Raw genomic sequence first — 26,641 nt, forward strand, 5'->3', positions numbered from 1 at the left:
ACGAAAATTATCCGCGCCCTTTCGCCCGTCTATCCCACGGTGATCGAATCCAGCTTTTCGCGCAGATAAACATGGGAGTCGACGGGGGGATACGCGACGCGGCCCACCGGCGCGGGGACCGACTCCACCACAGTCCCCGGCGTGCACTCGCCGAAGTAGACCAGCGACATCAGCTCCTCGGCCGGCGCGTCGGCGGGCGGAGGCAGCACACGGTGCCGGCCCGAGCGCCACCGGTCACCCGTCCAACGGGCCATCAGGTCACCGATGTTGATCGTGAAGGCCGCCGGGTCGAAGGGCGCGTCCGCCCAGCCGCCCTCGTCCGTGTAGACCTGCAGCCCGCCCTTGCCCGCTTGGCGGTCGAGGATGGTGACGGTGCCGAAGTCGGTGTGGGGGCCGATACGGAACTGGCCGGGCTCGGGCTCGCCGACGACCTCCGTCCCCGGGTACCAGTTGATGTTGAAGCCGTACGTCGGGTGGTCCATGTGCCGGGTGAAGAAGTCCGGCTCCAGACCGAGGGCCTCACCCAGGAGGGCCAGCAGGTGGTTCTCCAGTTCGCCCATCCCCTTCAGGTACTCCTCGCAGAGTTTCCGCAGCTCCGGGGCCTCGGCGGGCCACACGTTCGGCGCGTACCACTCCGCGTTCGTCGCCGGGTCCTCGAAGGGCTCGTGCGTCGCGAAGGTCAGCGACTCCTTGAGGTCGGGGGGCGTCCGCGTACCTTCCGAGTAACCGTTGGCCTCGGCGCCCGGGCCGAGCCAGCCGCGCCCGCCGACCTGGACGGCGTAGGGCTGCTTGACCTCCGTGGGGAGGGTGAAGAAGGCGCGGGCGGCCTCGCGGATGCGGGTGCGCAGGGCCGGGTCCACACCGTGTCCGGTGACGAGGAGGAAACCGGCGCTCTGGAGGGCTTCGTCGACGGTGCGGGCGATGACGGTACGGGCCTCGGGGTCGCCGTCCAGCCAGGGCCGCAGGTCGATGGTCGGGATGCGCGGGGTACCGGGGGTACGGGGGCTGTTCGGGCTACTCACCAATGTCCTCGTTCCACAGAGCCGGGTTGTCCTTGATGAAGTCGCGCATCAGCGCGGCGCACTCGGGATCGTCCAGGAGCACGATCTCCACGCCGTGCTCGGCCAGCCAGTCGTGGCCGCCGTGGAAGGTCTCCGCCTCGCCCACCACGACCCGCGAGATGCCGAACTGGCGCACCAGGCCCGAGCAGTACCAGCACGGCGACAGGGTCGTCACCATGGTCGTACCGCGGTACGAACGCTGTCGTCCCGCCGCACGGAACGCCGACGTCTCCGCGTGCATGGACGGGTCGCCGTCCTGGACCCGACGGTTGTGGCCGCGGCCCAGCAGCGTGCCGTCCGCGCCGTACAGCGCGGCGCCGATGGGGATGCCGCCCTCCGCCAGCCCGGCGCGGGCCTCCGCGACGGCGGTCGACAACCACATCCGTGCCCGTGCCTGATCGATGCGCTCCATGACTCCACTCTCCTGTGGCCGAAACACGAGGGCAACGTGCGGAAAGTACTCTCCCGGCAAGCCGCACCCGGACGGACTGTCAGCGCCTGAAGGAGGTACCCGTGCCCGCACTCACCCTCCGCGACATCCTGGCCCTCGACCCCGTCCGTGGCAGCGCGCCCGAACTCCTCGCCGGCGAAGGCGCCCTGGACCGCCCGGTCCGCTGGGTGCATTCGAGCGAGGTGTACGAGGGGGCGAACTTCCTCGACGGCGGCGAACTGCTTCTGACCAACGGCTTCGGGCTGACCGACGCGGACGAGGACACCCGGCGGCGCTACGTCCGCGAGCTGACCGCGCGCGGAGCGGCGGGGCTCGCGGTGGAGGTCGGACGGTCGCTGGTGCGGATGCCGGAGGAGGTCGTCGACGAGGCCCGGCGGCTCGGGCTGCCCCTGCTCGCCCTGCACCGGGTGGTGCCCTTCGTCCGCATCACCGAGGCCGCCAACCGGGCGATCGTGGCGCGTGGCCTGTCGGGGCGGGCGGCCTCCGTACGGCCCTGGGGCGGCGACCACACCGCCGCCCTGCTCGCCGACCTCGCCGACGGGCAGGCCCTCAACCAGCCCGAGGTGGAGGCACGCGCGGCGCTCGCCGGGTTCCATCCGGGGCCGGGCGCGCGGCTGGTCGGGGTGTCGGCGCACGGGGCGCGCGAGCTGGGCGTGGTCGACCGGGCGGCGCGCTCCCTGGGCGGGGTCGCGGTGCTGCGGGCGGCGTTCCCGGGGGACGTACTGGCGCTGGTGGCGATGCCGGACGACGCCGTACGGGCGGTGACGGCGCGGCGGGATGTCGTACGGGCCGTGCAGGAGGCCTTCCGGACGGTCGCCGAGGCCGGGGTGACCGTGGCGGTCGGACACGCGGTCCTCGCGGGCGGCGGCTGGCTGCGCTGGAGCGAGACACTGCGGGCGGCCCGGACGACCCTGGAACTGGCGCTCACCGTGCCGTCCGCCGAACCCGGCCCGACCGGCGGCCCCGTCGTCACCTCCTCCCGCTCCCTCACCCTGGAACGCGAGCTGACCCGAGGCGGCGTGGACGCCAACCGCGACCGCCTCGCCCGCCTGGTCCAGCACACCCTGGGCCCCCTGCTGGCCTGGGAGGCCGCCCACCCCAGCGACCTTGTCCGCACCCTGGAGATCCACCTCCGCCACGGCTGCTCACCCACCCGCACGGCGGCCCTGCTCCACATCGGCCGCCAGTCCCTCTACCAGCGCCTGGAACGCATCGAATCCCTCCTGGGCCTGGAGATCGACGACCCGGACCTGCTGGGAGAACTGCTCGCGGCCCTGTGCGCGCACCGGATCGTGCGAGGGGTCTCGGCGACCGTGGACGGCGGCCTGCGGACAGTGGCCTGACCTGACCTGACCTGACCTGATCCGATCCGATCTGATCCGACCCGACCGTCAGCAGGTGTGTGCGCGGGCCCGTGCGTACTGCCGGGCCAGTGCGCGGAAGGACTCCTTCGGCTCCCAGTGCCATCCGCCGTGGCGGTCCTCGATCGTCTTCACGATGCCGTAACTCGCCATGTCGAGGTCGTGGCGAGGGTCGCGGGGGCGGTGCGGGGCGTCGGGGGTGACGAAGGTGTACGCCATCGCCGCGTACAGGCCCATCGACTCGAACACCGACAGTACGTCCGTCAGATACGCGGCCTGGGTGCGCTCACTGCGGACGAGACCCGCCTTGATCTCCGGCGGCTCCTTTTTGTAGTCGACGACGTCCCAGCCCATGCCGCCCTTCTCCGGCGCGCCCTCGAAGGTGCAGCAGCCGAACTCCATGACGGCGACGGGCTTCCCGAAGCGCCGCAGCGCGGTGAGGTCGCGGACGTAGGCGTTCCGGTCCCGGAACCAGCCGTAGTAGTCGACACCGACGAGGTCGAAGAGGCTCCAGTCGACGTCCTCGTCCTGAGCGGCGGCGTACGTGAGCCGCCCGTGGAAGACGGACCTGCCCACGGACGCGGCCTTCGCCGTGAACCGGTGCAGGCGCCGTGCCATCAGTACGGGATCGAAGTCGCCCTTGAGCAGATGCTCGACGCGCTCCTGGGCGTTGGCGCCGGGCACGATCCCGGGCACGTACAGCACGAACTCGCAGCCGACACTGAGATGCACCCCCGCGCCCCGTCGCCGCAGCCGCTCGGCGAACCGGCCCGTCTGCGCGAGGTGGTCGAGGATCTCGCGTTCCGGTACGTCGCCCAGGGTCGGCTCCAGCCAGACGTTCAGACCGAGCTCCGCCGCCTCGGCCGCGGTGGCGGTGAGCCGTTCGACGCCGTCGCCGGTGACCTTGACGGAGTCGGCGTGCAGGTCGTGCGCGATGGCGCGCAGGTCGCGGCGCATGCGTACGGGGCTCCACCCGGTGCTCGGCGTCTCCCCGTCCGCCACCTCGTACACCACACCCCGGTGTGTCAGCCCCGGCCGACGGCCCGTCGCCCCGGCCCGCCCGCCGGGCAGCATCACCGCGCCCCCGACCCCCGCGGCCATCCCCATGAACCGTGCCCGAGTGATCCCCCGCATCGCGCCTCCTGTGTCCGTCTTCGCGTTCGCGGACTTCAGTCTGGGAGGCGGTCCTTCGTCCCGCCGTCCGCCGATGGTCTACGGACGGCCGACGAAAGTATCGGCGGGTACCTCGAGTGAACGTCACACCTCGGACGCCGCCTCGACGATGCCGCGCGCCAGGGCGTCGAAGTTCTCCCGGTAGAAGCCCAGTTGGATGTGGAAGGGCTCCTCCGTGAACGCGCCCTCCCGAGAGACGAACTTGGTCGGCACGGTGGTCAGCGCGCTGTGTACCGCGTGCAGTTCCTCCGCGCGGAAGCGGATGTCGCGCGACTCCGTGTGCCCGCCGGAGAGCCGCTCGATGAGCGCGTCGACCGTCTCGCGGCCGGTACCGAGCTGCAGGGTCAGGGTCAGGTCACTGTCGTCCCGGTGACGCAGGTAGATCAGCGCCTCGCGCATCGCCGCCGTCTGGGACGGGGCGAGGCGGGCGACGAACGCGTCCCCGTCCCGGGTCAGCCTCAACCGTGTTCTCATTCGTGTCCTCTCCCCGCCTCATCCCGTCCCTCGAAGAAAAACGCCGACGTCACGCCGAGGGTTCCGCCCTGCGAGCCAGCACGAACGCCTGCGGGGTGTTCTCGTGGGCGTCGTCGTCACGCGAGGTCGGCGGGCCCGTTCGTGCCGTGGGCGCGCAGTAGGAGCTTGCCCGTGCTTGTTCGTGTGCCCATCAGTCGGTGTGCCTTCGCCGCGTCTGTCAGGGCGAACTCTGCCGTCACCGGCAGGGACACCACCCCGTCGACCACCGTTTGGAAGGCGCGTTCGGTGAGGGTGCGCAGTTCGGTCGGGGACGTCTGGGCCAGGGTGAGGATGGAGAAGCCGGAGACCGAGAGGGCCAGGGGGTAGAGGTCCGGTTGGCCCACCTGCCAGGGCTGCGCCCCGCTCGCGTTGCCGAAGGAGACCAGGCGGCCGAAGGGGGCGAGGGAGTCGAGGGAGGCCCGGAGGGTTTCGCCGCCGACCGGGTCGAGGGCCAGGTCGACCCCGCGACCGTCCGTCGCCTCGCGCACCTCCTTGACGAAGGAGGCGGAGGGGGGAGTGGAGGAGGTGATGAAGACCTCGTCGTAGCCGTGCTCCCGCGCGTACTCGGCCTTCGCCGCGCTCGACACCACCCCGTGGACCGCTCCGGCCCCCGCCGCGCTCGCCAACTGCCCCAGCACCGTGCCCACCCCGCCCGCCGCGCCCTGCACGAGCACCGTCTCGCCGGGCTGGAGCCGGCCCACGGTGTGGATCAGGGCGTACGCGGTGGGCAGCACGGTGGGGAGGGTCGCGCCGGTGCGCAGGTCCACGCCGGGCGGCAGCGGGAAGACGGTCACCGCGTCGGCCACGACGACGTCCGCGTACGCGCCGCTCTGCGTCAGGGCCGCCACCTCCTGCCCCACGGCCAGGCCGGTGACCCCCGCGCCGAGGGCCCGGACGCGGCCCGAGACCTCCAGACCGGGGACGAAGGGCAGGGCGGGCACCCGATAGCCGTCGGCCCGCGCCTTGAGGTCGGCGAAGTTCACACCGGTGTACGCCACGTCGATGCTCACCTGCCCCGCACCCGGCGCGGGCACCTCCGTCTCGACGACCCTCAGCACCTCGGGACCGCCGTACTCCTGGATCTCGACCGCGCGCATGGCACACCTCTCACGAGAACTCGTCCGCTCGACTGTTCAATGAAAACCGAACACTCGGGAGTGTATGGTTTTCATCGAACACTCGGCAAGGTGCCGGAGATCTGAGGGGAGTCGGGCGTGGCGGAACGAGCGAGTCACCGGGTCGCCCCGGAACACACCCACCCCGACGACGTTCCGGTCCAGACCGCCCTCGCCGCCCTCGCCGACCCCGTACGCGTCACCCTCGTACGGGAGCTGGCCGACTCGGCGGAGTGGACACGGAGTTGCGGCAGCTTCGACGTGCCCGTCGGCAAGGCGGCCCTCAGTCACCACTTCGCGGTGCTGCGCGGCGCGGGCCTGGTCGAGCAGCGCGACGAGGGCCCCAAGCGCGTCAACCGCCTGCGACGCGAGGAGTTCGAGGCCCGCTTCCCCGGACTCCTCGACCTGGTTCTGCGTCCGGACCCGACGCACTGAACCGATTCGCCGCCTCCCGCGTCGAAGGGGCATGAAGAAGCGTGTGAGGGATCGGACGGCCACCGGTGTCACCGTGACCGGTGCCGTCGTGCTGCTGGGGGCCCTTCTCCAGGGATCGAGCGCCGTCGCGCAGGCCGAGCCCGCGCATGCCGCGCCCGTCACCGCCACCTGCGTCGGGACACGGGCGCCCGGGAGCCTTCCCGACCGCGGCGCCGAGGACTTCACCCCGCTGGACCGCACCCTGGCCCACGTGGACAGGATGGCGGAGTCCGCCCGCTACGCCGCCGTGTACACGGGCATGTCGGTCGACGAGGAGGACCGGGCCACGGACGTGTACCGCATGCCGTCCGCCTCCTTCGACGCCGACCTCTGCGGCGCCGCCGAGAAGGGCGTCACGGTGCGGCTGCACGACACCGATGCCAACCGGACCGACCTGGAGGCCCTCGCCGACCGGATCGCCGAGGACATGACCCGCTGGAACGGCACCTTCGACCTGCGCGCAGTCGGCGTGGACGAGGCCGGGTTCGTGTTCGTGGGCGTCGACGACCCCGCCACCGCCGCGCCCCTCGTCAAGAAGGCCTTCGGCGCACGGCACATCGAGGTGGGGTACGCCGAACAGGCTTCGCTGCTGAGCACCACCGGCTGACCGCTCAGCCCGTGCGGGGCGCCCGTCGTATCAGCGCGTACAACGCCGCGCTCACCGCGAAGCCCACCAGGCAGGTGATGTCGCCGAAGGACGCCCAGTGCTTCGGCACCCAGCCGACGTACTTCTCCTGGTTGGAGAAGAGCGGGACCGAAACCGCCACGCCGACCAACAGGGCACTGATACCGGGCCAGTTGGTGAACGCGCGGTCGCCCAGACGCCGGGCCGGCTCGTCGTCCGGCGTACGGGTCCGCAGCCACCGCTCCACCAGCACCACGCCCAGCCACGGTCCGATCCAGTACGCGATGACCAGCAGGAACGCCTCGTACGCATGCCCGGCGTCGGACAGCGACGCCCACGCCGCCGCCGTACCCGCCACGCCCGAGACCACCACCAGGACGCCGCGCCCCAGCCAGGCCGGCAGCCGCAGGCCGAGCGAGGTGATGGACATGGCGGAGGAGTAGACGTTCAGCGCGTTCGCCGAGATGCCGCCCAGGATGATGGACAGCAGCACCAGGTCGCCGAGCCAGGACGGGAGATGACCGGTGAAGGCGGCCGTCGGGGTCGCGCTGTCGGGGGCGGCGATCGTCGCCGACGCCGCACCGATGAGGGAGACGACCGCGACGGACAGGAAGAGTCCGACGGCCGGGTAGAGGGCGGTCCTGAACCTGTTCGCCGTACGGGGGAGGTAGCGCGAGTAGTCCGTGGCGTACGGGTTCCAGCCCGCCGCGTACCCCCACGCCGTGCTGAACGCCAGCAGGAAGCCGCCGATGCCGCCGCCCCCGCCCGAGGCGCCCAGGTCCGCGTGGTCGAACGTCCACACCCCCGCCACCAGGAACACCACCGCCAGCGCCGGGAACGCGTACTTCTCGAAGGCGTGCACGAAGTTGTGGCCGATGAAGCCGATCACGATCTCGACCGCCACCACCAGCAGCAGGGAGGGCAGGGGGTGCAGACCCGTCAGCGTGTTCAGCGCGAACGCGGCGCTCACGCTGTTCACGGCGAACCAGCCCACGCCCGCCACCAGGGCGTTCACTCCGGCCGGCAGCAGATTGCCCCGGTAGCCGAAGGAGAGGCGGCCGATCACCATCTGCGGGACGCCGAACCGGGGTCCGTCGAGGGACAGGACGCCTTGCGTCAGCGCGCCCAGCGCCGTGCCCAGCAGCAGTGCCGCGGCCGCCTGCCAGAAGTTCAGCCCGAAGAACAGGACCGAGATCACACCGATGTACACGGTCGCGAACTCGATGTTCGGGGAGGCCCAGGTCCACAGCAACTGGAGGGGACTGCCGTGGCGTTCGGCGTCGGGGATCGGTTCCGAGCCCGCCGTCTCGACGGCGATGACTCGGTCGCCGTACTCGGGCGTGATCGGTGCGGTGGTGCCGGCGGGAGCGGTCGTCATGCACCGTAAGTGTCCGGGGCCCCGTCACCCCCGGGCAGAGGCGCACTGTCCGTTCCGGGAGGCTCGTCGGCGTACACCTTGTACGGGCGTCAGCTCTCGGACTCCTCGCCGGCCTCGCGCCGGCGCAGCTCCTCCTCGCGGCGCCGCAGGTCGGCCTCCCAGTCCTTCAGGAGTGCCTCGTCCTTGACGTTCTTGGAGGGGGCGGGCTCCGCGCCGAGGGAGTTCAGGAACTCGGGGTTGTCGTCGGGGGCGACGTACTGCGGACGCTGGTCGCGGTGCCACTCGGAGGGCGTGACGCCTCGGGTCGGGCCCCGGCCGACCTTACCCGCGACGAGCCAGGCGATCGGGCCGACGAGGACTTCTCCGAAGAGCAGGATGACGATCACCCACACCACCTTGGGCAGGCCGCGGACCTCTTCCTCCGGCGTGTTCAGGCAGTCGATGAACGAGTAGATCCACAGCGCCAGGACCAGCAGGAACGGCAGATACCTGAGCATGGCGGAACGGTCCCCCAGTGGACGGTGGCGGGGCGGTGCGCCCCGGTGACGCGCACAGGGTAGCGGCTGACTTCAACGGGGGTATGACACTGCGGGCCGGTGGGGGCTGGTCGCGCAGTTCCCCGCGCCCCTGGGCCGGGGGCTGCGCCCCGGGTCCCCCGCCGACCCCAGTCGCTCGTCCACCGGCCGGTGGGGGCTGGTCGCGCAGTTCCCCGCGTCCCTGAAGGGGCGCTGCGCGCATCTTCAGCCCGTCCGGCGTTTGAGGACGAGGCCGTTCAGGCCGATGCGGGGGGCTGGGGGCGGCAGCCCCCAGGGATGATGGGGGTCCCCCCTGCTCGAGCGAAGCCGAGAGCTTGGGGGAGGGTAGGGGCGGCGGGGGCGAGACCAGGTGGTTCAGCCCACGGCGGTGGGGCGCACGTAGGCGCCAAGCACCCCTCAGCGATACTTGGACGCATGGCTTACGACGATCTTCGATCCCTGCTGAGGGCGCTGGAGCGCGAGGGCGACCTCAAGCGCATCAAGGCCGAGGTGGACCCGCATCTGGAGGTCGGGGAGATCGTCGACCGGGTCCAGAAGGCGGGTGGCCCGGCGCTGCTCTTCGAGAACGTGCGCGGATCCGCCATGCCGCTCGCCATGAATGTCTTCGGCACCGACCGACGGCTGCTGAAGGCCCTCGGCCTGAAGTCGTACGGCGAGATCAGCGAGAAGATCGGCGGCCTGCTCAGGCCCGAACTCCCGCACGGCTTCGTCGGCGTACGCGAGGCCTTCGGCAAGCTCGGCGCGATGACCCACGTACCGCCGAAGAAGGTGAAGTCCGACAACGCGCCCGTGCAGGAGGTCGTGCTGCACGGTGAGGACGTCGACCTGGACGCCCTCCCCGCACTCTTCACCTGGCCCCAGGACGGCGGCTCCTTCTTCAACCTCGGGCTCACCCACACCAAGGACCCGGAGAGCGGAATCCGCAACCTCGGGCTCTACCGCCTCCAGCGCCACGACAAGCGCACCATCGGCATGCACTGGCAGATCCACAAGGACAGCCGCAACCACTACCAGGTGGCGGCGAGAAGGGGAGAGCGACTGCCGGTCGCGATCGCCTTCGGGTGCCCCCCCGCCGTGACATACGCCTCCACCGCCCCCCTGCCCGGTGACATCGACGAGTACCTCTTCGCCGGGTTCATCCAGGGCAAGCGGATCGAGATGGTGGACTGCAAGACCGTCCCGCTGCAGGTGCCCGCGAACGCGGAGGTCGTGCTCGAAGGGTGGCTGGAGCCGGGGGAGATGCTCCCGGAGGGGCCCTTCGGTGACCACACCGGGTTCTACACGCCCCAGGAGCCCTTCCCGGCGCTGACCATCGACTGCGTCACCATGCGCAAGCGGCCGCTGCTCCAGTCGATCGTCGTGGGGCGGCCCCCGACGGAGGACGGCCCCCTCGGACGGGCGACGGAGCGCTTCTTCCTCCCCCTCCTGAAGATCATCGTGCCGGACATCGTGGACTACCACCTCCCCGAGGCCGGCGGTTTCCACAACTGCGCGATCATCGCGATCGACAAGAAGTACCCCAAGCACGCCCAGAAGGTGATGCACGCCGTCTGGGGGGCGCACATGATGTCCCTCACGAAGCTCATCGTGGTCGTGGACTCGGACTGCGACGTCCACGATCTGCACGAGGTCGCGTGGCGGGCCCTCGGCAACACCGACTACGCCCGCGACCTCACCGTCGTCGAAGGCCCCGTCGATCATCTCGACCACGCCTCCTACCAGCAGTTCTGGGGCGGCAAGGCGGGCATCGACGCGACGAGGAAGTGGCCCGAGGAGGGCTACACCCGGGACGGGGGATGGCCGGAAATGGTTCTCTCCGACCCGGAGACGGCGGCGACGGTCGACCGCCGCTGGAAGGAGTACGGCCTGTGAGGTCCATCGACAGCGGACGGATCGACAGCGGACAGGCGGCCGGCCGGTGACCAGCGCATCCGCCGCGCTCCCGCAGCAGCCGGGGCGCACCAAGGCCTTCCTCCGGCTCGTCATGATCGAGCACTCCGTCTTCGCGCTGCCCTTCGCCTACATCGCCGCGCTGACCGCGATGTTCGAGTGGGACAGGAACGTCCACTGGGGCAGGCTGCTGCTCGTCACGATCGCGATGGTCGGGCTGCGCACGTTCGCGATGGCGGCGAACCGGATCATCGACCGCGAGATCGACGCCCGCAACCCGCGCACGGCCCACCGTGAGCTGGTCACCGGCGCGATGAGCGTGAAGCACGCGTGGACGGGCGCGCTGGTCGCGCTGGTCTTCTTCCTGGGCGCCGCGGCCCTCCTGAACCCCCTGTGCCTGGCCCTCGCCCCCATCGCGGTGATCCCGATGGTGGTGTACCCGTACGGCAAGCGGTTCACGAACTTCCCGCAGGCCATCCTGGGTCTGGCCCAGGCGATGGGTCCGATCGGCGGCTGGCTGGCGATCTCCGGCGAGTGGTCGTGGGACGCCGTCATCCTGGGGCTCGCGGTCGGGATCTGGATCGGCGGCTTCGACCTGATCTACGCCTGCCAGGACGTCGACACGGACCGCGAGATCGGGGTCATGTCGGTGCCGGCGCGCTTCGGTATCCCCGCCGCGATCTGGGGGGCGCGCGGCTGTCACGCCGTCACCACCGCCCTGTTCGCCTGGTACGCCGTCGCCACCCACGCGGGCGCGTTCTTCTGGCTGGGCCTGCTGATCGTCGCGGGCGCTTTCCTCTACGAGCACTCCATCGTGAAGCCGCACGATCTGTCCCGTCTGAACCGCGCGTTCTTCCAAGTCAACGGATTCATCGGCATCGCCCTGTTCGTGTGTGCCCTGCTCGATCTGCTGGTCCGCGGGCTCACGGTCTGAATCCCGACAGCCGCCGGATACCCTCGACATCATGAAGCCAGGACAGACGCAGCGACGGCCTTGGATCGTGGGGGTGTCGGGTGCCTCCGGTACGCCGTACGCCGCCTCCGTGCTGCGGGCGCTCCTGGCGGCGGGGGAGAGCGTCGACCTGGTGGTCTCGCGCGCCTCCCGGCTCACGCTGCTCGACGAGACCGGCCTCCCCTTCCGGGACGCCCACTGGCAGAACGACCTGCGGGAATGGCTGGCGCGTGGCGCGGACGGCAAGCCCGGCACTTTTGACGTGCGCATCGAGGACGTACGGCACTGGAGCGCCGGTGACCTGGCGGCGGGGCCGTCCTCGGGCTCGTACCCCTCGAAGGGCATGCTGATCGTGCCGGCCTCGACGGCCTGTGTGGCCGGAGTCGCCCTGGGGCTGTCGAAGGATCTGCTGCAGCGCGCGGCGAGTGTGACGCTCAAGGAGGGGCGCAAGCTCGTCGTCGCCGTCCGCGAGACCCCGTTGAACGGGCAGACGCTGCGCCATCTGGTCTCCCTGGACGACGCGGGCGCCACCGTGCTGCCCGCCTCGCCGGCGTTCTACGCGGGGGCCACCCACATCCAGGACCTGGTGGACTTCGTCGCCGGGCGGGTGCTGGACGCGGCGGGCGTCGAACACGAGCTGTACCGCCGGTGGGAGGGCGAACTCGGCGGCGGTTCCCGAGCGACCTGAGCGGCCACGACCGAGCACCTGTGAAGCGAAGCACGCACGACCCGAGTACGCACGACCCGAGCACCACTGAGCAACATCGCACCACTCACGACTCACACACTTCAGCGGAAGGCTAGCGATCGCATGGACGCGGTGGACAGGCAGCTCATCCAGGCCCTGAGAGAGAACGGCCGGGCCTCCTACGCGGAGCTGGGGCGCCTCGTCGGTCTGTCGGGACCCAGCGTCACCGACCGCATCAACCGGCTGGAGGCGGCCGGGGTCATCACCGGCTACCGCGCCACCGTGGACTCCGCCTCGCTCGGTCTCGGCGTCACCGCCCTGATCGGCATCTCGCTCTCCGACGCCGCGGACCACGAGGACGTGGCCCGGCGGATGCGGGACCTCGGCGAGATCGAGGACTGCTGGTTCATCGCGGGCGACGACTCGTTCATGCTCAAGGTGCGGGCGAGTGACGTCGACGGGCTGGAGAAGACCATCCGACGGCTCTCGGGGACGAAGGGCGTCTCCCGGACCCGTACGACGATCGTGCTCTCCACGAAGTGGGAGAACCGGGTCGGAGAGCTGCCCGAAGAAGGCTAGGGCACGAAGTGCCTGATGGGGCCCCTCCCGCCCGGAGGGTGGGGGAGTACGGTTTACGAAGGCTGTCTGAGGAAGAGGTAGAGGCATGGACGTCGGGCTCAAGCGCGAGCTGGAGCAGAAGGTTCGAGCCGGTGAGCGGCTGACCCGCGAGGACGGCATCGCGCTGTACGAGTCGGACGACCTGGCCTGGCTGGGCGGGCTCGCCCACGAGGTGCGCACGCGCAAGAACGGCGACGTCGTCCACTTCAACGTCAACCGCCACCTCAACATGACGAACGTGTGCACCGCGTCCTGCGCGTACTGCTCGTTCCAGCGCAAGCCGGGCGAGAAGGACGCGTACACGATGCGCATCGAGGAGGCCGTCCGCCTCGCCAAGGCGATGGAGAACGACAACCTCACCGAGCTGCACATCGTCAACGGCCTGCACCCGAACCTGCCGTGGCGCTACTACCCGCGGTCGCTGAGCGAGCTGAAGAAGGCCCTCCCGAACGTCTCCCTGAAGGCCTTCACGGCGACGGAGATCCACCACTTCGAGACGATCTCCGGGCTGTCGGCGTCGGAGATCCTCGACGAGCTGATCGAGGCGGGCCTCGAGTCCCTCACCGGTGGCGGCGCGGAGATCTTCGACTGGGAGGTCCGCCAGCACATCGTGGACCACCGTACGCACTGGGAGGACTGGTCGCGCATCCACCGGCTCGCGCACGAGAAGGGTCTGAAGACCCCGTGCACGATGCTGTACGGGCACATCGAGGAGCCCCGCCACCGCGTCGACCACGTCCTCAGGCTCCGTGAGCTCCAGGACGAGACCGGCGGCTTCCAGGTCTTCATCCCGCTGCGCTACCAGCACGACTTCGTGGACATGAAGGACGGCAAGGTCCGCAACCGGCTCCAGGCGCGCACCCAGATGGCGACCGGCGCCGAGGCCCTGAAGACCTTCGCGGTCTCCCGTCTCCTCTTCGACAACGTGCCGCACGTCAAGGTCTTCTGGGTGATGCACGGCGTGCAGACCGCGCAGCTCGCCCTCCAGCACGGTGCCGACGACATGGACGGGTCGGTCGTCGAGTACAAGATCACGCACGACGCGGACAACTACGGCACGCCGAACAAGCTGACCCGCGAGGACCTGCTCGACCTGATCCGCGACGCGGGCTTCCGGCCGGTCGAGCGCAACACCCGCTACGAGATCATCCGCGAGTACGACGGTCCGGACCCGGCGCGCCGCGAGTCGCCGCAGCCGATGCGCGTCTGACGCTCCGCGGTCCGGTCGTACGCCCATGACGGTCCCTGTGCCGGTTCCCTCCTCGCGGAGGGGGCCGGCATGTCGCTTCGTGCGACGACTCCGCGGTCGTGTTCCGGAAGTTCAACCTGGCGTGGGCGGGTGACATCCGCAGTTGGTCCGCTCCGACCTCGGTGTTCTACGCTCGGTGGCCGTGCCACTGACCTTCACCCTGTTCACCCGTGACGCCAAGCCGCCCCACCCCCTGCCCGACCAACTGCTCACCCTCTGGACGGATGTCACCAACGCGGGCGGTGCGGTCGGCTTCGTGCCGCCGGTGACCGCCGTCGACATAGGTCCCCGCGCCGAGGCCCACCTCACCGCGATAGCCGAGGGCCGCACCCGGCTCCTCGCCGGATTCACCCCCGACGGCCGGCTCGCCGCCACCGCGTTCCTCGCCTTCAACGACCACCCCCTCATGCTCCACTGGGCCTGGCTGTACACCGTCATGGTCGACCCGGCCCTCCAGGGCCGCGGCTACGGCGCCGACCTGCTCCGCGAGGCCGAGGATCAGGCCCGCGCGCTCGGCCTGGAGGGACTCCGGCTCACCTGCCGGGGCGGGGAGGGACTGGAACGCTTCTACGCCTCCTGCGGCTACAAGGAGATCGGCCGGGCGCCCGACGCGCTGCGTGTCGCGCCGGGCGACGACCGCGACGAGATCACGATGCTGCTGCCTCTCCCGCGCACCGACTGAGGCCCCCCTGCGCGCCGGGAACGCCGGGCGTGCTTCACTGGACGGTGCCCTTTGGGAACGTTCGAAACGGTTCGGAACGGAAGAGTGGATTGACATGGGCCGCTACACACTGATGCGCCTCGGCGTCTTCGCCGGCTGCCTCGTGGTCGTCTGGGGCCTCGTCTACCTGGGCATCGCCCCGCGCGGCCTGGGTGACTCCAACTACATGTGGATCGTCCTGCTCGCGCTGGTGATCTCCGCGCCCATCAGTTTCGTCGTGCTGCGCAAGGAGCGCGACCGCGCCTCCGCCCAGGTCGTCGCGCGCGTGGATCGCATGAAGACCAACCTGGAGCAGAACCGCAGCCAGGAGGACGGCGTGGACGACGCCGCCCGCGGCGGCGTGCAGGGCCAGACCTCGTAACGCTGTGCCTGGCCGACGGCGGCCGATCGTACGCTTGCCTGTATGGGTGCTGTGAAGAACAAGCGGATGCCGCGCGCCGTACGCGAACAGCAGATGCTGGACGCCGCCGTGCGGACCTTCGGGCAGCGGGGGTACCGAGCCGCTTCGATGGACGAGATCGCCGATCTGGCGGGCGTGTCCAAGCCGTTGGTGTACCTGTACCTGAACTCCAAGGAAGACCTCTTCACCGCCTGCATCCGCCGTGAGGCGGCCGCACTGACCACGGCGGTACGCGCGGGCGTCCGGCCCGGCCTGCCCGCCGACCGTCAACTCTGGGCGGGCCTGCGGGCGTTCTTCACGCACACGGCGGAGAATCCGGACGGCTGGGCGGTCCTGCACCGTCAGGCGCGTACGCACGGCGAGCCGTTCGCGGCCGAGGTCGCGACGATGCGCGAGGAACTCGTCGCGTTCGTCACCGAGCTGATCGTGGTCGCCGCGCGCGACGCACACCGTGATCCGTCGCTCCCCGAACGGGAGGTGGCCGGACTCGCCGAGGCCCTCGTCGGCGCCGCCGAGTCCCTCGCCGCCTGGGCCAACGCCACGCCGGGCGTCTCCGCGAAGCAGGCCGCGGCGACCCTGATGAACTTCGCCTGGGCGGGCCTGGGCGACCTGATGGAGAACCGCCCGTGGACGCCTCCGCAGGACTGACCCCTTCACCGTACGGGCTGTAGATCGCCCGTCAGATGCAGGCGTCCGGAGTCCGTGCCGCGCAGCTCGAACACGGGGCCGTCGGCGGCGTAGGTGACCGTGCCCGGGAGGAGGACGGGGGCCTTGAATTCGGCACGCAGACGTACCGCGTCCTGGGGACCCTGTTCCGCGAGGCAACGGGCCACCGTCCACATGCCGTGCGCGATGGCGCGGGGAAAGCCGAACAGGCGGGCGGTGAGGGGGTGCAGGTGAATGGGGTTGCGGTCCCCCGAGGCGGCGCCGTACCGCCGACCCACGTCACCGCCCAGCCGCCACTGGGCACGGACGGGGAGAGGCTTGCCGTCGCCCGGCTCCCGCGGGGGCGTGGACGTCGGCTCCCCGGCCGTCCGGTGCCGGGCGAGATAGGTACTCCTCGACTCCCACACCGGCTCGCCGTCGACCCTCGCCTCGGTCACGACGCAGGCCTGCGTCCCACGGTGATGGGGTTCCAACCCCGCTACGCGCACGTCGAGTTCGTACGCCTCCGAGGCGCCCAGTGGCTGCCGCTGGGTGATCTCGATCGAGGTGTGGACGAGCCCGAGCAGCGGCAGGGGGAACGAGCGGCTCGCCATGATCCGCATGGCGAGCGGAAACCCGAGGACATGCGGATACGTCACCGGCAGCGCGTCCGCCCCCGTGGCGAACCCGCAGACCCGCTCGTACGTGGCGAGCCGGGCGAGATCGATACGGACGTCCGGGAGAACGAGCCGGGTCGGCGGCACGTGGGCGTCCGGGCGGGGTCGTTTGAAGGGGGAGAACAGGGCGCCTCGGGCGAGGAGAGGGGTCATCGGATAGCGGTCGGCCATGGTCCAGCTCCCGGCTCGGATGTATTTACTCCGGAGTCAGGTTACCCGGGGTAAGTCCGCGTCAATACCTGCCGGGGCAGAGCACGGCGCGCGTTCGTCGCGTGGTCCGCGTCAGGGGCCCGCGATCCCGGGCCCGGCGGTGACGAAGGCGGACCAGGTGGTGGGGGAGAGGGTGAGGCGGGGGCCGGTGGGGTCCTTGGAGTCGCGGATGTGGATGGGGTGGGGGGTGACAGCGACTTCGAGGCACTGACCTCCCTCGCCGTCGCTGTAGCTCGACTTGCGCCAGATGTAGGCGACTTCTAGGCAGTCGCCGCCCTCGCCGCTGCTGTAGCTGGACTTGAACCAGTTCAACTGCCGTACGCCCCGCTCCATCGCCGAGATCGCGTCGGGCCCGTATCCCGCCATCTGCCCGAACTCCTTCTGTGTCATCCCCGCCGCTCACGCAAGAGCTTCAGCATCTTGCCGAGCGCGGTGCACAAGCCCGTCGTTCCCTCGGGCCTCCGCCGGAGTCTCCGGCCTCCGGTCGGTCTCTTCCGTCACGTACGCCACCGCCTTCACACGCTCACCGCCACGCCCGACAACCCGCGCACCGCACCCGTACGGCTACGCAGCGTCGCCAGATCGCTCCTGGTCAGCGTAGGACGAGCCGACCACGCTCGGCGATGTCACCTTCTCGGCCGTGAACGGCAGAGCTTGTGCAACTCGGTCGTTCACACCTTGTCGCGCTCCCGACTGTCCCCTACGACAGGACGGTCACGGGGCGCATCTCCCGCGTTCCGGCTATGCCGATGACGGGACGGGCATGGTGACAAATACCCACGCCGAGCGCGCGCGGTCGCGCACGTTGACCCCGGCGACGTGGTCGGCGGGCCCAGCGAGGCCGCACCGACGACAGGAGAAACGGTCCCGGGTGGGCCGGTTGGCCCGCCCGGTGTGCCCGCAGCGCGGGCAGCGCTGCGAGGTGTAGGCCGCATCCACTGCCAGGAACGGCACCCCGGCCCGGCGCGCCTTGTAGGCGAGATGCTGTCCGAGCTGGTGGAACGGCCATGAGGAGAGCGTGCCCCGCTGGTCGCGACGAAGCCGTACCCGCTCGCGGATCCCGTCGAGCTGCTCGACGGCAATCCCACGACCGGTGCGTTGCGCGACAGACACAATCTCCTTCGAAATCCGGTGATTCACGTGCGCTGCATGGCGCTGCTCCTTCTTCGCATGGCGGGCTAAGCGGCGGGTGGCCGAGCGAGTGCACCTGGCCTGGAGTTCGGCGCGTTTGCGGGCCTGCCACCTGCGGTAACGGTTCAGGCGACGGCCCTGGTAGTTGGTCCCGTCGCTGGTGGTGGCCAAGTTGGCGATGCCACGGTCCACCCCGATCCAGTCCACCGGCTCGAACACCTCCGGCTCGGGGATTTCGCAGGTCGCGATCAGGAACCACTTCCCGCCCCGCCGCACCAGGTCGGACTCGCCCTTGCGGTACTCGGCCAGCGTCTTGAGCTGGTCCGCACAGCCGGTGTAGCGGATGCCGCGCATCCGCCCGTCCACCGTCCAGATCGACACCGTGCGCGCATCCGTCTGCCAGGACAGGCACCGGTCGTCAAACGGCTGCGCCGCCTCCGGCCGGAAGCCGACAGCAGAGCCGACGGCCTTGCGGTACCGCTTCGACGACGGGCGGCCCAGCCGCCCGGCCCGCAGACTCGCCGCGAGCGTGCGGTAGGCGTCCACGACCTTCTTCACCACTCGCACCGCCGGCTGCGCTGACAGCCCAAAACTGGCCTTGATGTCCGTATACACCAGTTTCTGCAGGCCGTTACGGTCCATCACTCCGGACGCGAAGGCCGTCTGGGAGACGTGCTCGGCGGCCCGGTTACAGGCGCGCAGAGTCGCCTCCAGCGCCGCCGCCTGCTCGGGCGACGGCAGCAGCTTCACCTGCACCACCAGCTTCACAACACGCCAACCTAGACAATGCTTCGCACACCCGGGCGGGTTTCGCATGCGCTCACCCATACCCGCGACCGCATCGCACGCGCGTGCGCATTTCCCGGTTCCGCTGGGAATCGATGAGGGTGCCCCGCACCTGGCCGTGGGGCGCAGTGACGCTCCGCGTCACGGTCCGGGACGCGATTCCTCCCTGACGTGAACGACACCGCACAGCACGTCGTGGCCGAACTCGCCGCCAACGCGGTCACCCACGGCCGCGTACCCGGACGCGACTTCGAACTCCGCCTGCTGCGCCTCCCGGAGGGCACGTTGCGCATCGAGGTGAGTGACACGCGCGGTGACCGGCATCTGCGGTTCGGCGCGCGGGAGGTGGACGGTGAGGGAGGGCGGGGTCTGGTCGTCGTGGCCGTGCTCGCCACCGTATGGGGCGTCGCGCACCGCCTGGTCGGCAAGACGGTATGGGCCGAACTTCCACTGAAGAATTAAGATTTACCCCGGGTAACTCGCACTTCGCCCGCCTTGAACACCCACAAAGCCCACACTCCCGCCCCGTACGATCCCGCTCACCCCTGCCTTGTTGAAACTCGCATGAACCCCCCACGTCCCAGGCACGTATGAGGCTTTGCGCCCCCAACCCGCCTCATACCGACCGGGTCCTGGTAGCCAAGGAGCCACTCCATGTCCACCCAGCCCAGCCCGTACGACTCCCCACCCTCCCTCGTGGAGCCCGAGATCAGGCGGCTGGACGGAGTGGTGCGCGAGGTGTCCGTGCCACCCCTCGTCGGTCAGGTGACCCACGGCTCGCTCGCGGACATCCCGTTCGACAACGCGACCGTGGCCCCGAACGCGGCGGTCCTCAGCAGGAAGAACGCCGACGGCGCCTGGGAGGACGTGACCGCCACCGAGTTCGCCGCGCAGGTGCTGGCGGTGGCGAAGGGCCTGATCGCCGAGGGTCTGGCGCCCGGCGACCGCATCGCAATCATGGCGCGGACGACGTACGAGTGGACGCTCCTGGACTTCGCGGCCTGGGCGGCGGGTCTGGTCACCGTCCCCGTCTATCCCACCTCCTCCGTCTTCCAGGTCCGCTGGATCCTCCAGGACTCGGGAGCCGTCGCCCTCGCCACGGAGACGGTGGCGCAGGCGTCCGCGCTCGGCCCGGAACGCGACCGGATCCCCGACCTGCGGCACATGTGGGTCTTCGAGAAGGGACACCTGGAGCGGCTGGCCGAGCTGGGCCGGGACATCCCGGACCAGGAGGTCGCCGTGCGCCGTGGGGTGCTCGGCCCCGACACGCTCGCCACCCTCATCTACACCTCGGGCACCACCGGCCGCCCCAAGGGCTGCGTACTCACCCACGGCAACTTCTTCGCCGAGATCGACAACGCGATCGAACTGCTGTACCCGATCTTCAAGGCGAAGACCTCGGACGCCGCGTCGATGCTCCTCTTCCTCCCCCTCTCCCATGTCTTCGGGCGGATGGTCGCGGTCGCCTGTCTGCGCGCCCGGGTGCGCCTGGGCCATGCGCCGAGCCTGAGTACCGAGGACCTGCTCGCGGACCTGGCGAGCTTCCGACCCACCTTCCTGCTGGCCATCCCTTATGTCATGGAGAAGGTGTTCAACACCGGCCGGGCCACGGCCGAGAAGATGGGCCGCGGGTCCTCCTTCGACCGCGCCGCGCGCATCGCGTGCAGCTACGGCGAGGCGGTCGAGGCCAAGCAGCACGGCACCGGGCCTGGTCCCTCGCGCTCCCTGCGCGCCGCCCGCGCCCTCTACGACCCCCTGGTCTACCGCCGGATCCGCAACGCGCTGGGCGGCAAGGTCCGCTACACGATCTGCGGCGGCTCCCCGCTGGGCCGCCGTCTCGCCGCGTTCTACGCCGGTGCCGGCATCGAGATCTTCGAGGGGTACGGCCTGACGGAGACCACCGCCGCCGCGACCGTCACGCCCCCGCTCAAACCCCGACTGGGCACGGTGGGCTGGCCGCTGCCGGGCACCCGGGTACGGATAGCCGGGGACGGTGAGATCCTGCTGGGCGGCGAACAGATCTTCCGCGGCTACTGGGACCCGAACGCGGGCGGCGTCGTCGACGCGGCGCCGGACGGCTGGTTCGCGACCGGTGACATCGGCGAACTGGACGACGGGGGCTACCTCACCATCACCGGACGCAAGAAGGAGATCCTGATCACCGCGGGCGGCAAGAGCGTGGCCCCCGCGCCCCTGGAGAACTGGCTCCGCTCGCATCCGCTGATCGCCCAGTGCATCGTCCTCGGCGACCGCCGCCCCTACGTCACCGCCCTCATCACCCTCGACCAGGACGGCGTCACCCACTGGCGCCAGATGATCGGCAAGCACCCCGTCCCGCCGGAGCTCCTCATGGACGACCCGGAGCTGAACGTCATCCTCCAGCGCGCGATCGACGAGGCCAACAAACTCGTCTCCCGCCCCGAGTCCATCCGCCGCTTCGCCGTCCTCCCGGGAGACTTCACGGAACTGGCGGGCCACGTGACCCCCACCCTGAAGCTGAAGCGGGCGGCGATCGAGCGTGACTTCAGCAAGGAGATCGAGGAGCTGTACGTGCGGTAGGGACGCACCGCCGACAAGACAGGACAAGAGAGGGCAGGGGAGGACAAGGCAGGAGCCCCGCGACCGGCTGGCGCGGGGCTCCTTGGGTAATGCGATCCGTTCCGGATCAAAGCATTGGGCTCATGAAGCCCGCAGACTCAGATCGGGGTGACGTTCTCCGCCTGCGGGCCCTTCGGACCCTGCGTGACGTCGAAGGAAACCGACTGGTTCTCTTCGAGAGAGCGGAATCCGCTCGCGTTGATCGCGGAGTAGTGGACGAAGACGTCCGGGCCGCCGCCTTCCTGGGCGATGAAACCAAAGCCCTTTTCGGCGTTGAACCACTTCACGGTTCCGGTAGCCATAAGCCCTCCTTGGGCCCAAAGGGTTGCCCTGCTCCAGAACCTGCGATTGTGTAAACAACTGCATTCGTCTGAAAACGACGAGAGCCCGCGGTCACATGCTCCGCAGGCTCTGTACTGCAAGGGAAACCAAACTGCAACTTGCGGCGAGCCTAGCACGCAGGCAGCCGAAAGCAATAGGGGGCAAGATCACGTCACCCGGATGTTTGACCCGCATGGCGGATGGGTTGACGAGGGTGGTGTCGACACGCTGTCGCAAGGGTTGACACAAGAGGGCGGAAGGGTTTCGGAAACCACGCGGGGACCCTGGGGACTGCACGGTACTCCATGGGGTCTAGCCTCGCGATGTGGACAATTACCGCACCCGGCCGCGCGTCGGCCACATCCAGTTCCTGAACTGCCTGCCCCTCTACTGGGGGCTCGCGAGAACGGGCACGCTCCTCGACTTCGAGCTCACCAAGGACACCCCGGAGAAGCTCAGCGAGAAGCTGGTGCAGGGCGACCTCGACATCGGGCCCATCACGCTCGTCGAGTTCCTCAAGCACGCCGACGAGCTGGTCGCCTTCCCGGACATCGCGGTCGGCTGCGACGGTCCGGTGATGTCCTGCGTGATCGTCTCGCAGGTCCCGCTGGACCAGCTGGACGGCGCCCGCGTCGCCCTCGGCTCCACCTCTCGGACATCCGTTCGGCTTGCGCAACTGCTGCTGGCCGAGAGCGTGGGCGTCCAGCCGTCCTACTACACGTGCCCGCCCGACCTCAGCCTGATGATGCAGGAGGCCGACGCCGCCGTCCTCATCGGGGACGCGGCACTGCGGGCCAACCTCCTCGACGGGCCGAAGTTCGGTCTGGAGGTGCACGACCTCGGCACGCTGTGGAAGGAGTGGACGGGCCTGCCGTTCGTCTTCGCCGTGTGGGCGGCCCGCCGCGACTACCTGGAGCGCGAGCCCGCCGTCACCCGCAAGGTGCACGAGGCCTTCCTCGCCTCCCGGGACCTCTCGCTGGACGAGGTCTCCAAGGTCGCCGAGCAGGCGGCCCGCTGGGAGGCCTTCGACGAGCGGACCCTGGAGCAGTACTTCACCACGCTCGACTTCCGCTTCGGCGGCCCGCAGCTCGCGGCCGTACAGGAGTTCGCCCGGCGGGTCGGCTCGACCACCGGCTTCCCGACCGACGTGAGGGTCGAACTGCTGACTCCCTGAGATCGCGGGGACGTCGATGAACCCGCGGGGGTGTTCGGGACCCCGCGGGGGCGTACGGAACTACCCTGCTGGGCAGTGCGTCCGTGCGTACGGGGGAGGTGGGAGCGCCATGCAGCCGCTCGGAGTGGATGAACCCACGGTCGTGGGGCCCTACCGGCTGCTCGGCCGGCTGGGTTCCGGCGGTATGGGGCGGGTGTACCTGGGCCGCAGCGCGGGCGGGCGGACGGTCGCGGTCAAGATCGTGCACCCGCACTTCGCGCTCGACGAGGAGTTCCGTGCCCGCTTCCGCCGCGAGGTCGAGGCCGCGCGGCGGGTGGGCGGCGCGTGGACGGCCCCGGTCCTCGACGCGGATCCGGAGGCGTCCGTGCCGTGGGTCGCGACCGGATACGCGGCCGGTCCCTCGCTCGCGGCGGCGGTCGCGGACGCGGGCGGTCCGCTTCCGGCGCATTCGGTGCGGGTGCTGGGCGCGGGCCTGGCCGAGGCGCTCACGGCGGTGCACGCACTGGGCCTCGTCCACCGTGACGTCAAGCCCTCCAACGTCCTGCTCACCCTCGACGGCCCCCTCCTCATCGACTTCGGCATCGCCCGGGCCACCGACGGCACCGCCTCGCTCACCTCGACGGGCGTCTCCGTCGGCTCCCCCGGCTACATGTCCCCCGAGCAGATCCTCGGCAAGGGAGTCACGGGCGCGGCGGACGTCTTCTCCCTGGGCGCGGTGCTGGTGTACGCGGCGACGGGCGAGTCCCCGTTCCCGGGCGACTCCTCGGCCGCCCTCCTCTACAAGGTGGTGCACGAGGAACCCCGGCTCGGCTCCCTGGAGGGGGAGCTACGGGAACTCGTGGCCGCCTGCCTCGCCAAGGACCCGGCCGGTAGGCCGACCCCGGGTGAGGTGGCCGGACGCCTGGCCCCCGAGGGGGCGGCGCGGCTGGTGACCGCCGGCTGGCTGCCGGGGCCCCTGGTGGAACAGGTCAGCCGCAGCGCGGTGCAGCTGCTGAACCTGGAGGCGGCGGAGGTGACGCCGTCCGGCCCGGTGGGGTTCAGCAGCCCTTCGGTGGGCACGGGCTCCGGGGCCGGGACGCCGCCGCCCGGCGGGGTGTTCGGTCCGCCGCCGACCATGCCGCCGTACGCCATGCCGACGTACGTGCCGGGGCAGCGCGATGTCCAGGACGCGGTCGCGGCGCCGACGGTCCACCCGAGCACGTCCGATGCCCGCCCCGGCCACCGGGACGACGACCGGCGAGATCACCCGGGCAAACTCTCCGTCAGCATGGCCGCGACCTCCGCGCCCGGTGCGAACGGCCGTGGCCGCAGGGTGAGTTGCACGCTCGCGCTGGCCGTGGCGGGAGCGCTGGCCGCGGTGACCGTGGGCTCGGTGTTCATGTTCCATCTGCTCCCGGGCGGCGGTGACGACAACTCGGCTTCCGGCGGCTCCGATTCCGCGGCCACCCCTCCGGCGGCGACACCGAGCGCCGCCGGTTCGGCCGACGCGACGCTCGCCTCCGTGCCCGCGCACTACCTCGGCACCTGGTCGGGCGACGCCTACGCGCTGAGCGGGAAGCTGCCCGCGGGCACGTTCCGGGTCACCCTCCACCAGGCCGCCGTGGGCAAGGAGTTGGGCACGTTCCGGTCGACGGATCTGATCGGCGGCATCTGTGACGACGTACTCGTCCTGAAGAAGGTCACGGACAAACAGCTCACCGCGACGAGCATCGCCAAGACGTCCAACTCCGGCACCTGTACGACGGGCAGCCACGAGGTGCGGCTGATCCCAGCCGGGGGCGACCTCAAGTACGAGACGGACAACGCGGACGCGGGCGATCCGGTGGCGCGCATGTCGAAGGCCGAGTAGTCGTGGACCTCGAACTCTGGTCCGTCCGGCCGCTGTGGCTGACCGTCCTCGCCGCTCTCTGGGGCGCGGTGGCGGGACTGCTGGTACCGCGGGCCGCCTACCGCTTCGCGGTGGAGCCGGACGAGGCGTGGCGGACCCGGTGCCCCGACGGACACGTCCTCACCGGCGCCGCGGGCGGCTGGCTCGGCCTCGCCCGCTGCCCCGACTGCCGCTACGGCCCCGGCACCCCGCTCGTCGCCCTCGCCACCGCGGGGGCCTGCGCCGGTCTCGCCCTCGCCACCGGCGCCCGCCCCGAACTGGCGGTCTGGCTGCTGCTCGCGCCGCTCGGCGTGCTGCTCGCGGTCGTGGACTTCCGGGTGCAGCGCCTGCCGGACGTCCTGACCCTCCCGCTCGCGGGCCTGGCGCTCGTCCTGCTGGGCGTGATGGCCCTCGTACCGGAGCACGCGGGGGCGTGGCCGACCGCGCTGTTCGGGTCGCTCGTGCTGGGTGGCGCGTACTTCCTCCTCTTTCTCGTCAACCCGAACGGCATGGGCTTCGGGGATGTGAAGCTCGCGCTGGGAATCGGGGCCGTGCTCGGCTGGTACGGATGGGGGACCGTGGTGCTCGGGACCTTCGCCGGGTTCCTGTTCGGCGGCCTGTACGGGTTGGGGCTGGTGCTGATGCGACGCGCGGGGCGCAAGACGTCCATCCCCTTCGGACCGTTCCTGATCGCGGGGGCGTACGTCGGGCTGCTGATCGGGGCGTACGCGGCCTGACGTCGGGCCGCGGGCGGGGCTGGCGTAGGCTGGCCGGGTCCGTCCAGAACCCTTACGAAAGGGACGCTCCCGGTGACCGAGAAGGCCGACCTCACGTCTTTTGATGTCACAGCCGTCCTCGACCGTGCTGCCGCGGGTGGGCGGATCACCCCCGAAGAGGCGCTCGTCCTCTACCGCGAGGCCCCGCTGCACGCCCTGGGCGCCGCCGCGGACGCGGTGCGCCGCCGCCGGTACGCGGGGACCGAGCACATCGCCACGTACATCATCGAGCGCAACATCAACTACACGAACGTGTGCGTCACGGCGTGCAAGTTCTGCGCCTTCTACGCGGCTCCCAAGGACACCGCCAAGGGCTGGACGCGCGACCTCGACGACATCCTGCGCCGCTGCGCGGAGACCGTCGAACTCGGCGGCACGCAGATCATGTTCCAGGGCGGACACCACCCGGACTACGGCGTCGAGTACTACGAGAAGCACTTCGCCGCGATCAAGGCCGCCTACCCGCAGCTGGTCATCCACTCCCTCGGCGCGTCCGAGGTCGAGCACATGGCCCGCATCTCCAAGGTGAGCGTGGAGGAGGCCATCCAGCGGATCCACACCGCCGGCCTGGACTCCTTCGCGGGCGCCGGTGCCGAACTGCTGCCGGCCCGCCCCCGCAAGGCGATCGCCCCCCTCAAGGAGTCCGGCGAGCGCTGGCTGGAAATCATGGAGACCGCGCACGGGCTGGGCGTCGAGTCGACGTCCACCATGCTCATGGGCACCGGCGAGACCAACGCCGAGCGCATCGAGCACCTGCGGATGATCCGTGACGTACAGGACCGCACGGGCGGCTTCCGCGCCTTCATCCCGTACACCTACCAGCCCGAGAACAACCACCTGAAGGGCCGCACGCAGGCGACGCTCTTCGAGTACCTGCGGATGATCGCGATCGCCCGGCTGTTCATGGACAACATCGCCCACATCCAGGGCTCCTGGCTCACCACCGGCAAGGAGGTCGGCCAGCTCTCCCTGCACTACGGCGCGGACGACCTCGGTTCGATCATGCTGGAGGAGAACGTCGTCTCCTCCGCCGGTGCCAAGCACCGCTCCAACCGTATGGAGATCATCGACCTGATCCGCAAGGCCGGCCGCGTGCCCGCCCAGCGGACCACGACCTACGAGCACATCGTCGTCCACGACGACCCGGCGAACGACCCGGTCGACGAGCGCGTCATGTCCCACATCTCGTCCACCGCGATCGAGGGCGGCACGGCGCACCCCGAGCTGAAGCTGCTCGCCTCCAACTAGCCC

At 70.5% G+C, this 26,641-nt stretch carries 27 protein-coding genes and 1 pseudogene; 17 read left to right on the top strand and 11 right to left on the bottom strand.

Annotated features, from left to right (window positions below):
* Positions 1-29: 29 nt before the first annotated feature.
* Together OG798_RS30810 and OG798_RS30815 are read right to left on the bottom strand one after the other, a co-directional pair.
* A complete protein-coding gene (locus OG798_RS30810; RefSeq protein ID WP_328758008.1) occupies positions 30-1,022 on the bottom strand; it encodes an isopenicillin N synthase family dioxygenase in 993 nt (330 codons plus the stop codon).
* On the bottom strand, positions 1,015-1,473 hold the full coding sequence (locus OG798_RS30815; protein ID WP_095853212.1) for a nucleoside deaminase: 459 nt from the start codon (positions 1,471-1,473) through the stop codon (positions 1,015-1,017). Before OG798_RS30815 ends, OG798_RS30810 begins: the two co-directional genes overlap by 8 nt.
* 101 nt (positions 1,474-1,574) lie before the next feature.
* Here OG798_RS30815 and OG798_RS30820 point away from each other — a divergent pair, with 101 nt between their 5' ends.
* Complete coding sequence (locus OG798_RS30820; protein ID WP_095853211.1) at positions 1,575-2,855, top strand: PucR family transcriptional regulator; 1,281 nt, start codon at positions 1,575-1,577, stop codon at positions 2,853-2,855.
* Positions 2,856-2,903: 48 nt separating this feature from the next.
* Here the strand turns inward: OG798_RS30820 and OG798_RS30825 are convergent, their stop codons facing one another.
* From OG798_RS30825 to OG798_RS30835, 3 genes are all read right to left on the bottom strand, one after another.
* Positions 2,904-4,007, bottom strand: a complete 1,104-nt coding sequence (locus tag OG798_RS30825; RefSeq protein WP_267062553.1) for an abortive phage infection protein — start codon at positions 4,005-4,007, stop codon at positions 2,904-2,906.
* A gap of 123 nt (positions 4,008-4,130) precedes the next feature.
* The gene (locus tag OG798_RS30830) at positions 4,131-4,520 is read right to left on the bottom strand and encodes a hypothetical protein (RefSeq protein WP_143669698.1); all 390 of its coding nucleotides are present in this window, start codon (positions 4,518-4,520) and stop codon (positions 4,131-4,133) included.
* 116 nt (positions 4,521-4,636) lie between these two features.
* Positions 4,637-5,656 carry a quinone oxidoreductase family protein gene (locus OG798_RS30835; RefSeq protein WP_328758009.1) on the bottom strand — a complete coding sequence of 340 codons (1,020 nt, stop codon included), beginning with the start codon at positions 5,654-5,656 and terminating at the stop codon, positions 4,637-4,639.
* A 117-nt stretch (positions 5,657-5,773) separates the two neighbouring features.
* On the opposite strand from OG798_RS30835, the gene OG798_RS30840 reads away from it, so the two are divergent.
* Positions 5,774-6,109, top strand: coding sequence for an ArsR/SmtB family transcription factor (locus OG798_RS30840; protein WP_097225134.1), 336 nt, complete (start codon positions 5,774-5,776; stop codon positions 6,107-6,109).
* Between the two features lie 43 nt (positions 6,110-6,152).
* Entirely contained in the window at positions 6,153-6,755 is a 603-nt protein-coding gene (locus OG798_RS30845; RefSeq protein ID WP_328758010.1) for a hypothetical protein, read from the top strand.
* A 4-nt stretch (positions 6,756-6,759) separates the two neighbouring features.
* On the opposite strand, the gene OG798_RS30850 is transcribed toward OG798_RS30845, so the two are convergent.
* Together OG798_RS30850 and OG798_RS30855 are read right to left on the bottom strand one after the other, a co-directional pair.
* Positions 6,760-8,151 (bottom strand): purine-cytosine permease family protein, encoded by a 1,392-nt coding sequence (locus OG798_RS30850; RefSeq protein ID WP_328758011.1) that lies wholly within the window; start codon positions 8,149-8,151, stop codon positions 6,760-6,762.
* An 89-nt stretch (positions 8,152-8,240) separates the two neighbouring features.
* Positions 8,241-8,648, bottom strand: a complete 408-nt coding sequence (locus OG798_RS30855; RefSeq protein WP_097225132.1) for a PLD nuclease N-terminal domain-containing protein — start codon at positions 8,646-8,648, stop codon at positions 8,241-8,243.
* Positions 8,649-9,101: 453 nt separating this feature from the next.
* On the opposite strand from OG798_RS30855, the gene OG798_RS30860 reads away from it, so the two are divergent.
* The 8 genes from OG798_RS30860 (at position 9,102) to OG798_RS30895 (ending at position 15,853) form a co-directional block, all read left to right on the top strand.
* Entirely contained in the window at positions 9,102-10,559 is a 1,458-nt protein-coding gene (locus tag OG798_RS30860) for a menaquinone biosynthesis decarboxylase (RefSeq protein WP_095853203.1), read from the top strand.
* A 46-nt stretch (positions 10,560-10,605) separates the two neighbouring features.
* Positions 10,606-11,511 (top strand): menaquinone biosynthesis prenyltransferase MqnP, encoded by a 906-nt coding sequence (gene mqnP / locus OG798_RS30865; RefSeq protein WP_095853202.1) that lies wholly within the window; start codon positions 10,606-10,608, stop codon positions 11,509-11,511.
* Positions 11,512-11,542: 31 nt separating this feature from the next.
* Positions 11,543-12,217 carry a UbiX family flavin prenyltransferase gene (locus OG798_RS30870; protein ID WP_121415381.1) on the top strand — a complete coding sequence of 225 codons (675 nt, stop codon included), beginning with the start codon at positions 11,543-11,545 and terminating at the stop codon, positions 12,215-12,217.
* Between the two features lie 123 nt (positions 12,218-12,340).
* Positions 12,341-12,796 (top strand): Lrp/AsnC family transcriptional regulator, encoded by a 456-nt coding sequence (locus tag OG798_RS30875; RefSeq protein WP_054232130.1) that lies wholly within the window; start codon positions 12,341-12,343, stop codon positions 12,794-12,796.
* Positions 12,797-12,881: 85 nt separating this feature from the next.
* Positions 12,882-14,045, top strand: a complete 1,164-nt coding sequence (gene mqnE / locus OG798_RS30880; RefSeq protein ID WP_067367542.1) for an aminofutalosine synthase MqnE — start codon at positions 12,882-12,884, stop codon at positions 14,043-14,045.
* Between the two features lie 181 nt (positions 14,046-14,226).
* Positions 14,227-14,766, top strand: a complete 540-nt coding sequence (locus OG798_RS30885; protein ID WP_257038861.1) for a GNAT family N-acetyltransferase — start codon at positions 14,227-14,229, stop codon at positions 14,764-14,766.
* 94 nt (positions 14,767-14,860) lie between these two features.
* Entirely contained in the window at positions 14,861-15,166 is a 306-nt protein-coding gene (locus OG798_RS30890; RefSeq protein WP_075028610.1) for a DUF4229 domain-containing protein, read from the top strand.
* A 42-nt stretch (positions 15,167-15,208) separates the two neighbouring features.
* Positions 15,209-15,853, top strand: coding sequence for a TetR/AcrR family transcriptional regulator (locus OG798_RS30895; protein WP_121415380.1), 645 nt, complete (start codon positions 15,209-15,211; stop codon positions 15,851-15,853).
* A gap of 5 nt (positions 15,854-15,858) precedes the next feature.
* Here OG798_RS30895 and OG798_RS30900 read toward each other — a convergent pair whose 3' ends face one another.
* The 3 genes from OG798_RS30900 to OG798_RS30910 form a co-directional block, all read right to left on the bottom strand.
* Entirely contained in the window at positions 15,859-16,698 is an 840-nt protein-coding gene (locus OG798_RS30900) for a MaoC/PaaZ C-terminal domain-containing protein (protein WP_328758012.1), read from the bottom strand.
* A 111-nt stretch (positions 16,699-16,809) separates the two neighbouring features.
* Positions 16,810-17,070, bottom strand: a complete 261-nt coding sequence (locus tag OG798_RS30905) for a DUF397 domain-containing protein (protein WP_121418362.1) — start codon at positions 17,068-17,070, stop codon at positions 16,810-16,812.
* Between the two features lie 408 nt (positions 17,071-17,478).
* Positions 17,479-18,636, bottom strand: a complete 1,158-nt coding sequence (locus OG798_RS30910; protein ID WP_266648999.1) for an RNA-guided endonuclease InsQ/TnpB family protein — start codon at positions 18,634-18,636, stop codon at positions 17,479-17,481.
* Positions 18,637-18,822: 186 nt separating this feature from the next.
* On the opposite strand from OG798_RS30910, the pseudogene OG798_RS30915 reads away from it, so the two are divergent.
* Both OG798_RS30915 and OG798_RS30920 read left to right on the top strand, forming a co-directional pair.
* Positions 18,823-19,116, top strand: a pseudogene (locus tag OG798_RS30915) (ATP-binding protein); the annotation flags it as partial.
* A 192-nt stretch (positions 19,117-19,308) separates the two neighbouring features.
* Entirely contained in the window at positions 19,309-21,213 is a 1,905-nt protein-coding gene (locus tag OG798_RS30920; RefSeq protein WP_121415377.1) for an AMP-dependent synthetase/ligase, read from the top strand.
* 137 nt (positions 21,214-21,350) lie between these two features.
* Here OG798_RS30920 and OG798_RS30925 read toward each other — a convergent pair whose 3' ends face one another.
* On the bottom strand, positions 21,351-21,554 hold the full coding sequence (locus tag OG798_RS30925) for a cold-shock protein (protein WP_028805073.1): 204 nt from the start codon (positions 21,552-21,554) through the stop codon (positions 21,351-21,353).
* 344 nt (positions 21,555-21,898) lie between these two features.
* On the opposite strand from OG798_RS30925, the gene OG798_RS30930 reads away from it, so the two are divergent.
* From OG798_RS30930 to mqnC, 4 genes are all read left to right on the top strand, one after another.
* Entirely contained in the window at positions 21,899-22,747 is an 849-nt protein-coding gene (locus OG798_RS30930) for a menaquinone biosynthetic enzyme MqnA/MqnD family protein (protein ID WP_095853193.1), read from the top strand.
* Positions 22,748-22,856: 109 nt separating this feature from the next.
* Positions 22,857-24,596: a serine/threonine-protein kinase gene (locus OG798_RS30935; protein WP_328758013.1), complete on the top strand. Its 1,740-nt coding sequence runs from the start codon at positions 22,857-22,859 to the stop codon at positions 24,594-24,596.
* A 2-nt stretch (positions 24,597-24,598) separates the two neighbouring features.
* A complete protein-coding gene (locus OG798_RS30940) occupies positions 24,599-25,351 on the top strand; it encodes an A24 family peptidase (protein WP_328758014.1) in 753 nt (250 codons plus the stop codon).
* A 72-nt stretch (positions 25,352-25,423) separates the two neighbouring features.
* Entirely contained in the window at positions 25,424-26,638 is a 1,215-nt protein-coding gene (gene mqnC / locus OG798_RS30945; RefSeq protein WP_267062564.1) for a cyclic dehypoxanthinyl futalosine synthase, read from the top strand.
* The last annotated feature ends 3 nt before the right edge of the window (positions 26,639-26,641 follow it).

This window comes from Streptomyces sp. NBC_00271 (assembly GCF_036178845.1).
In the GTDB taxonomy this organism is placed as follows: Bacteria; Actinomycetota; Actinomycetes; order Streptomycetales; family Streptomycetaceae; genus Streptomyces.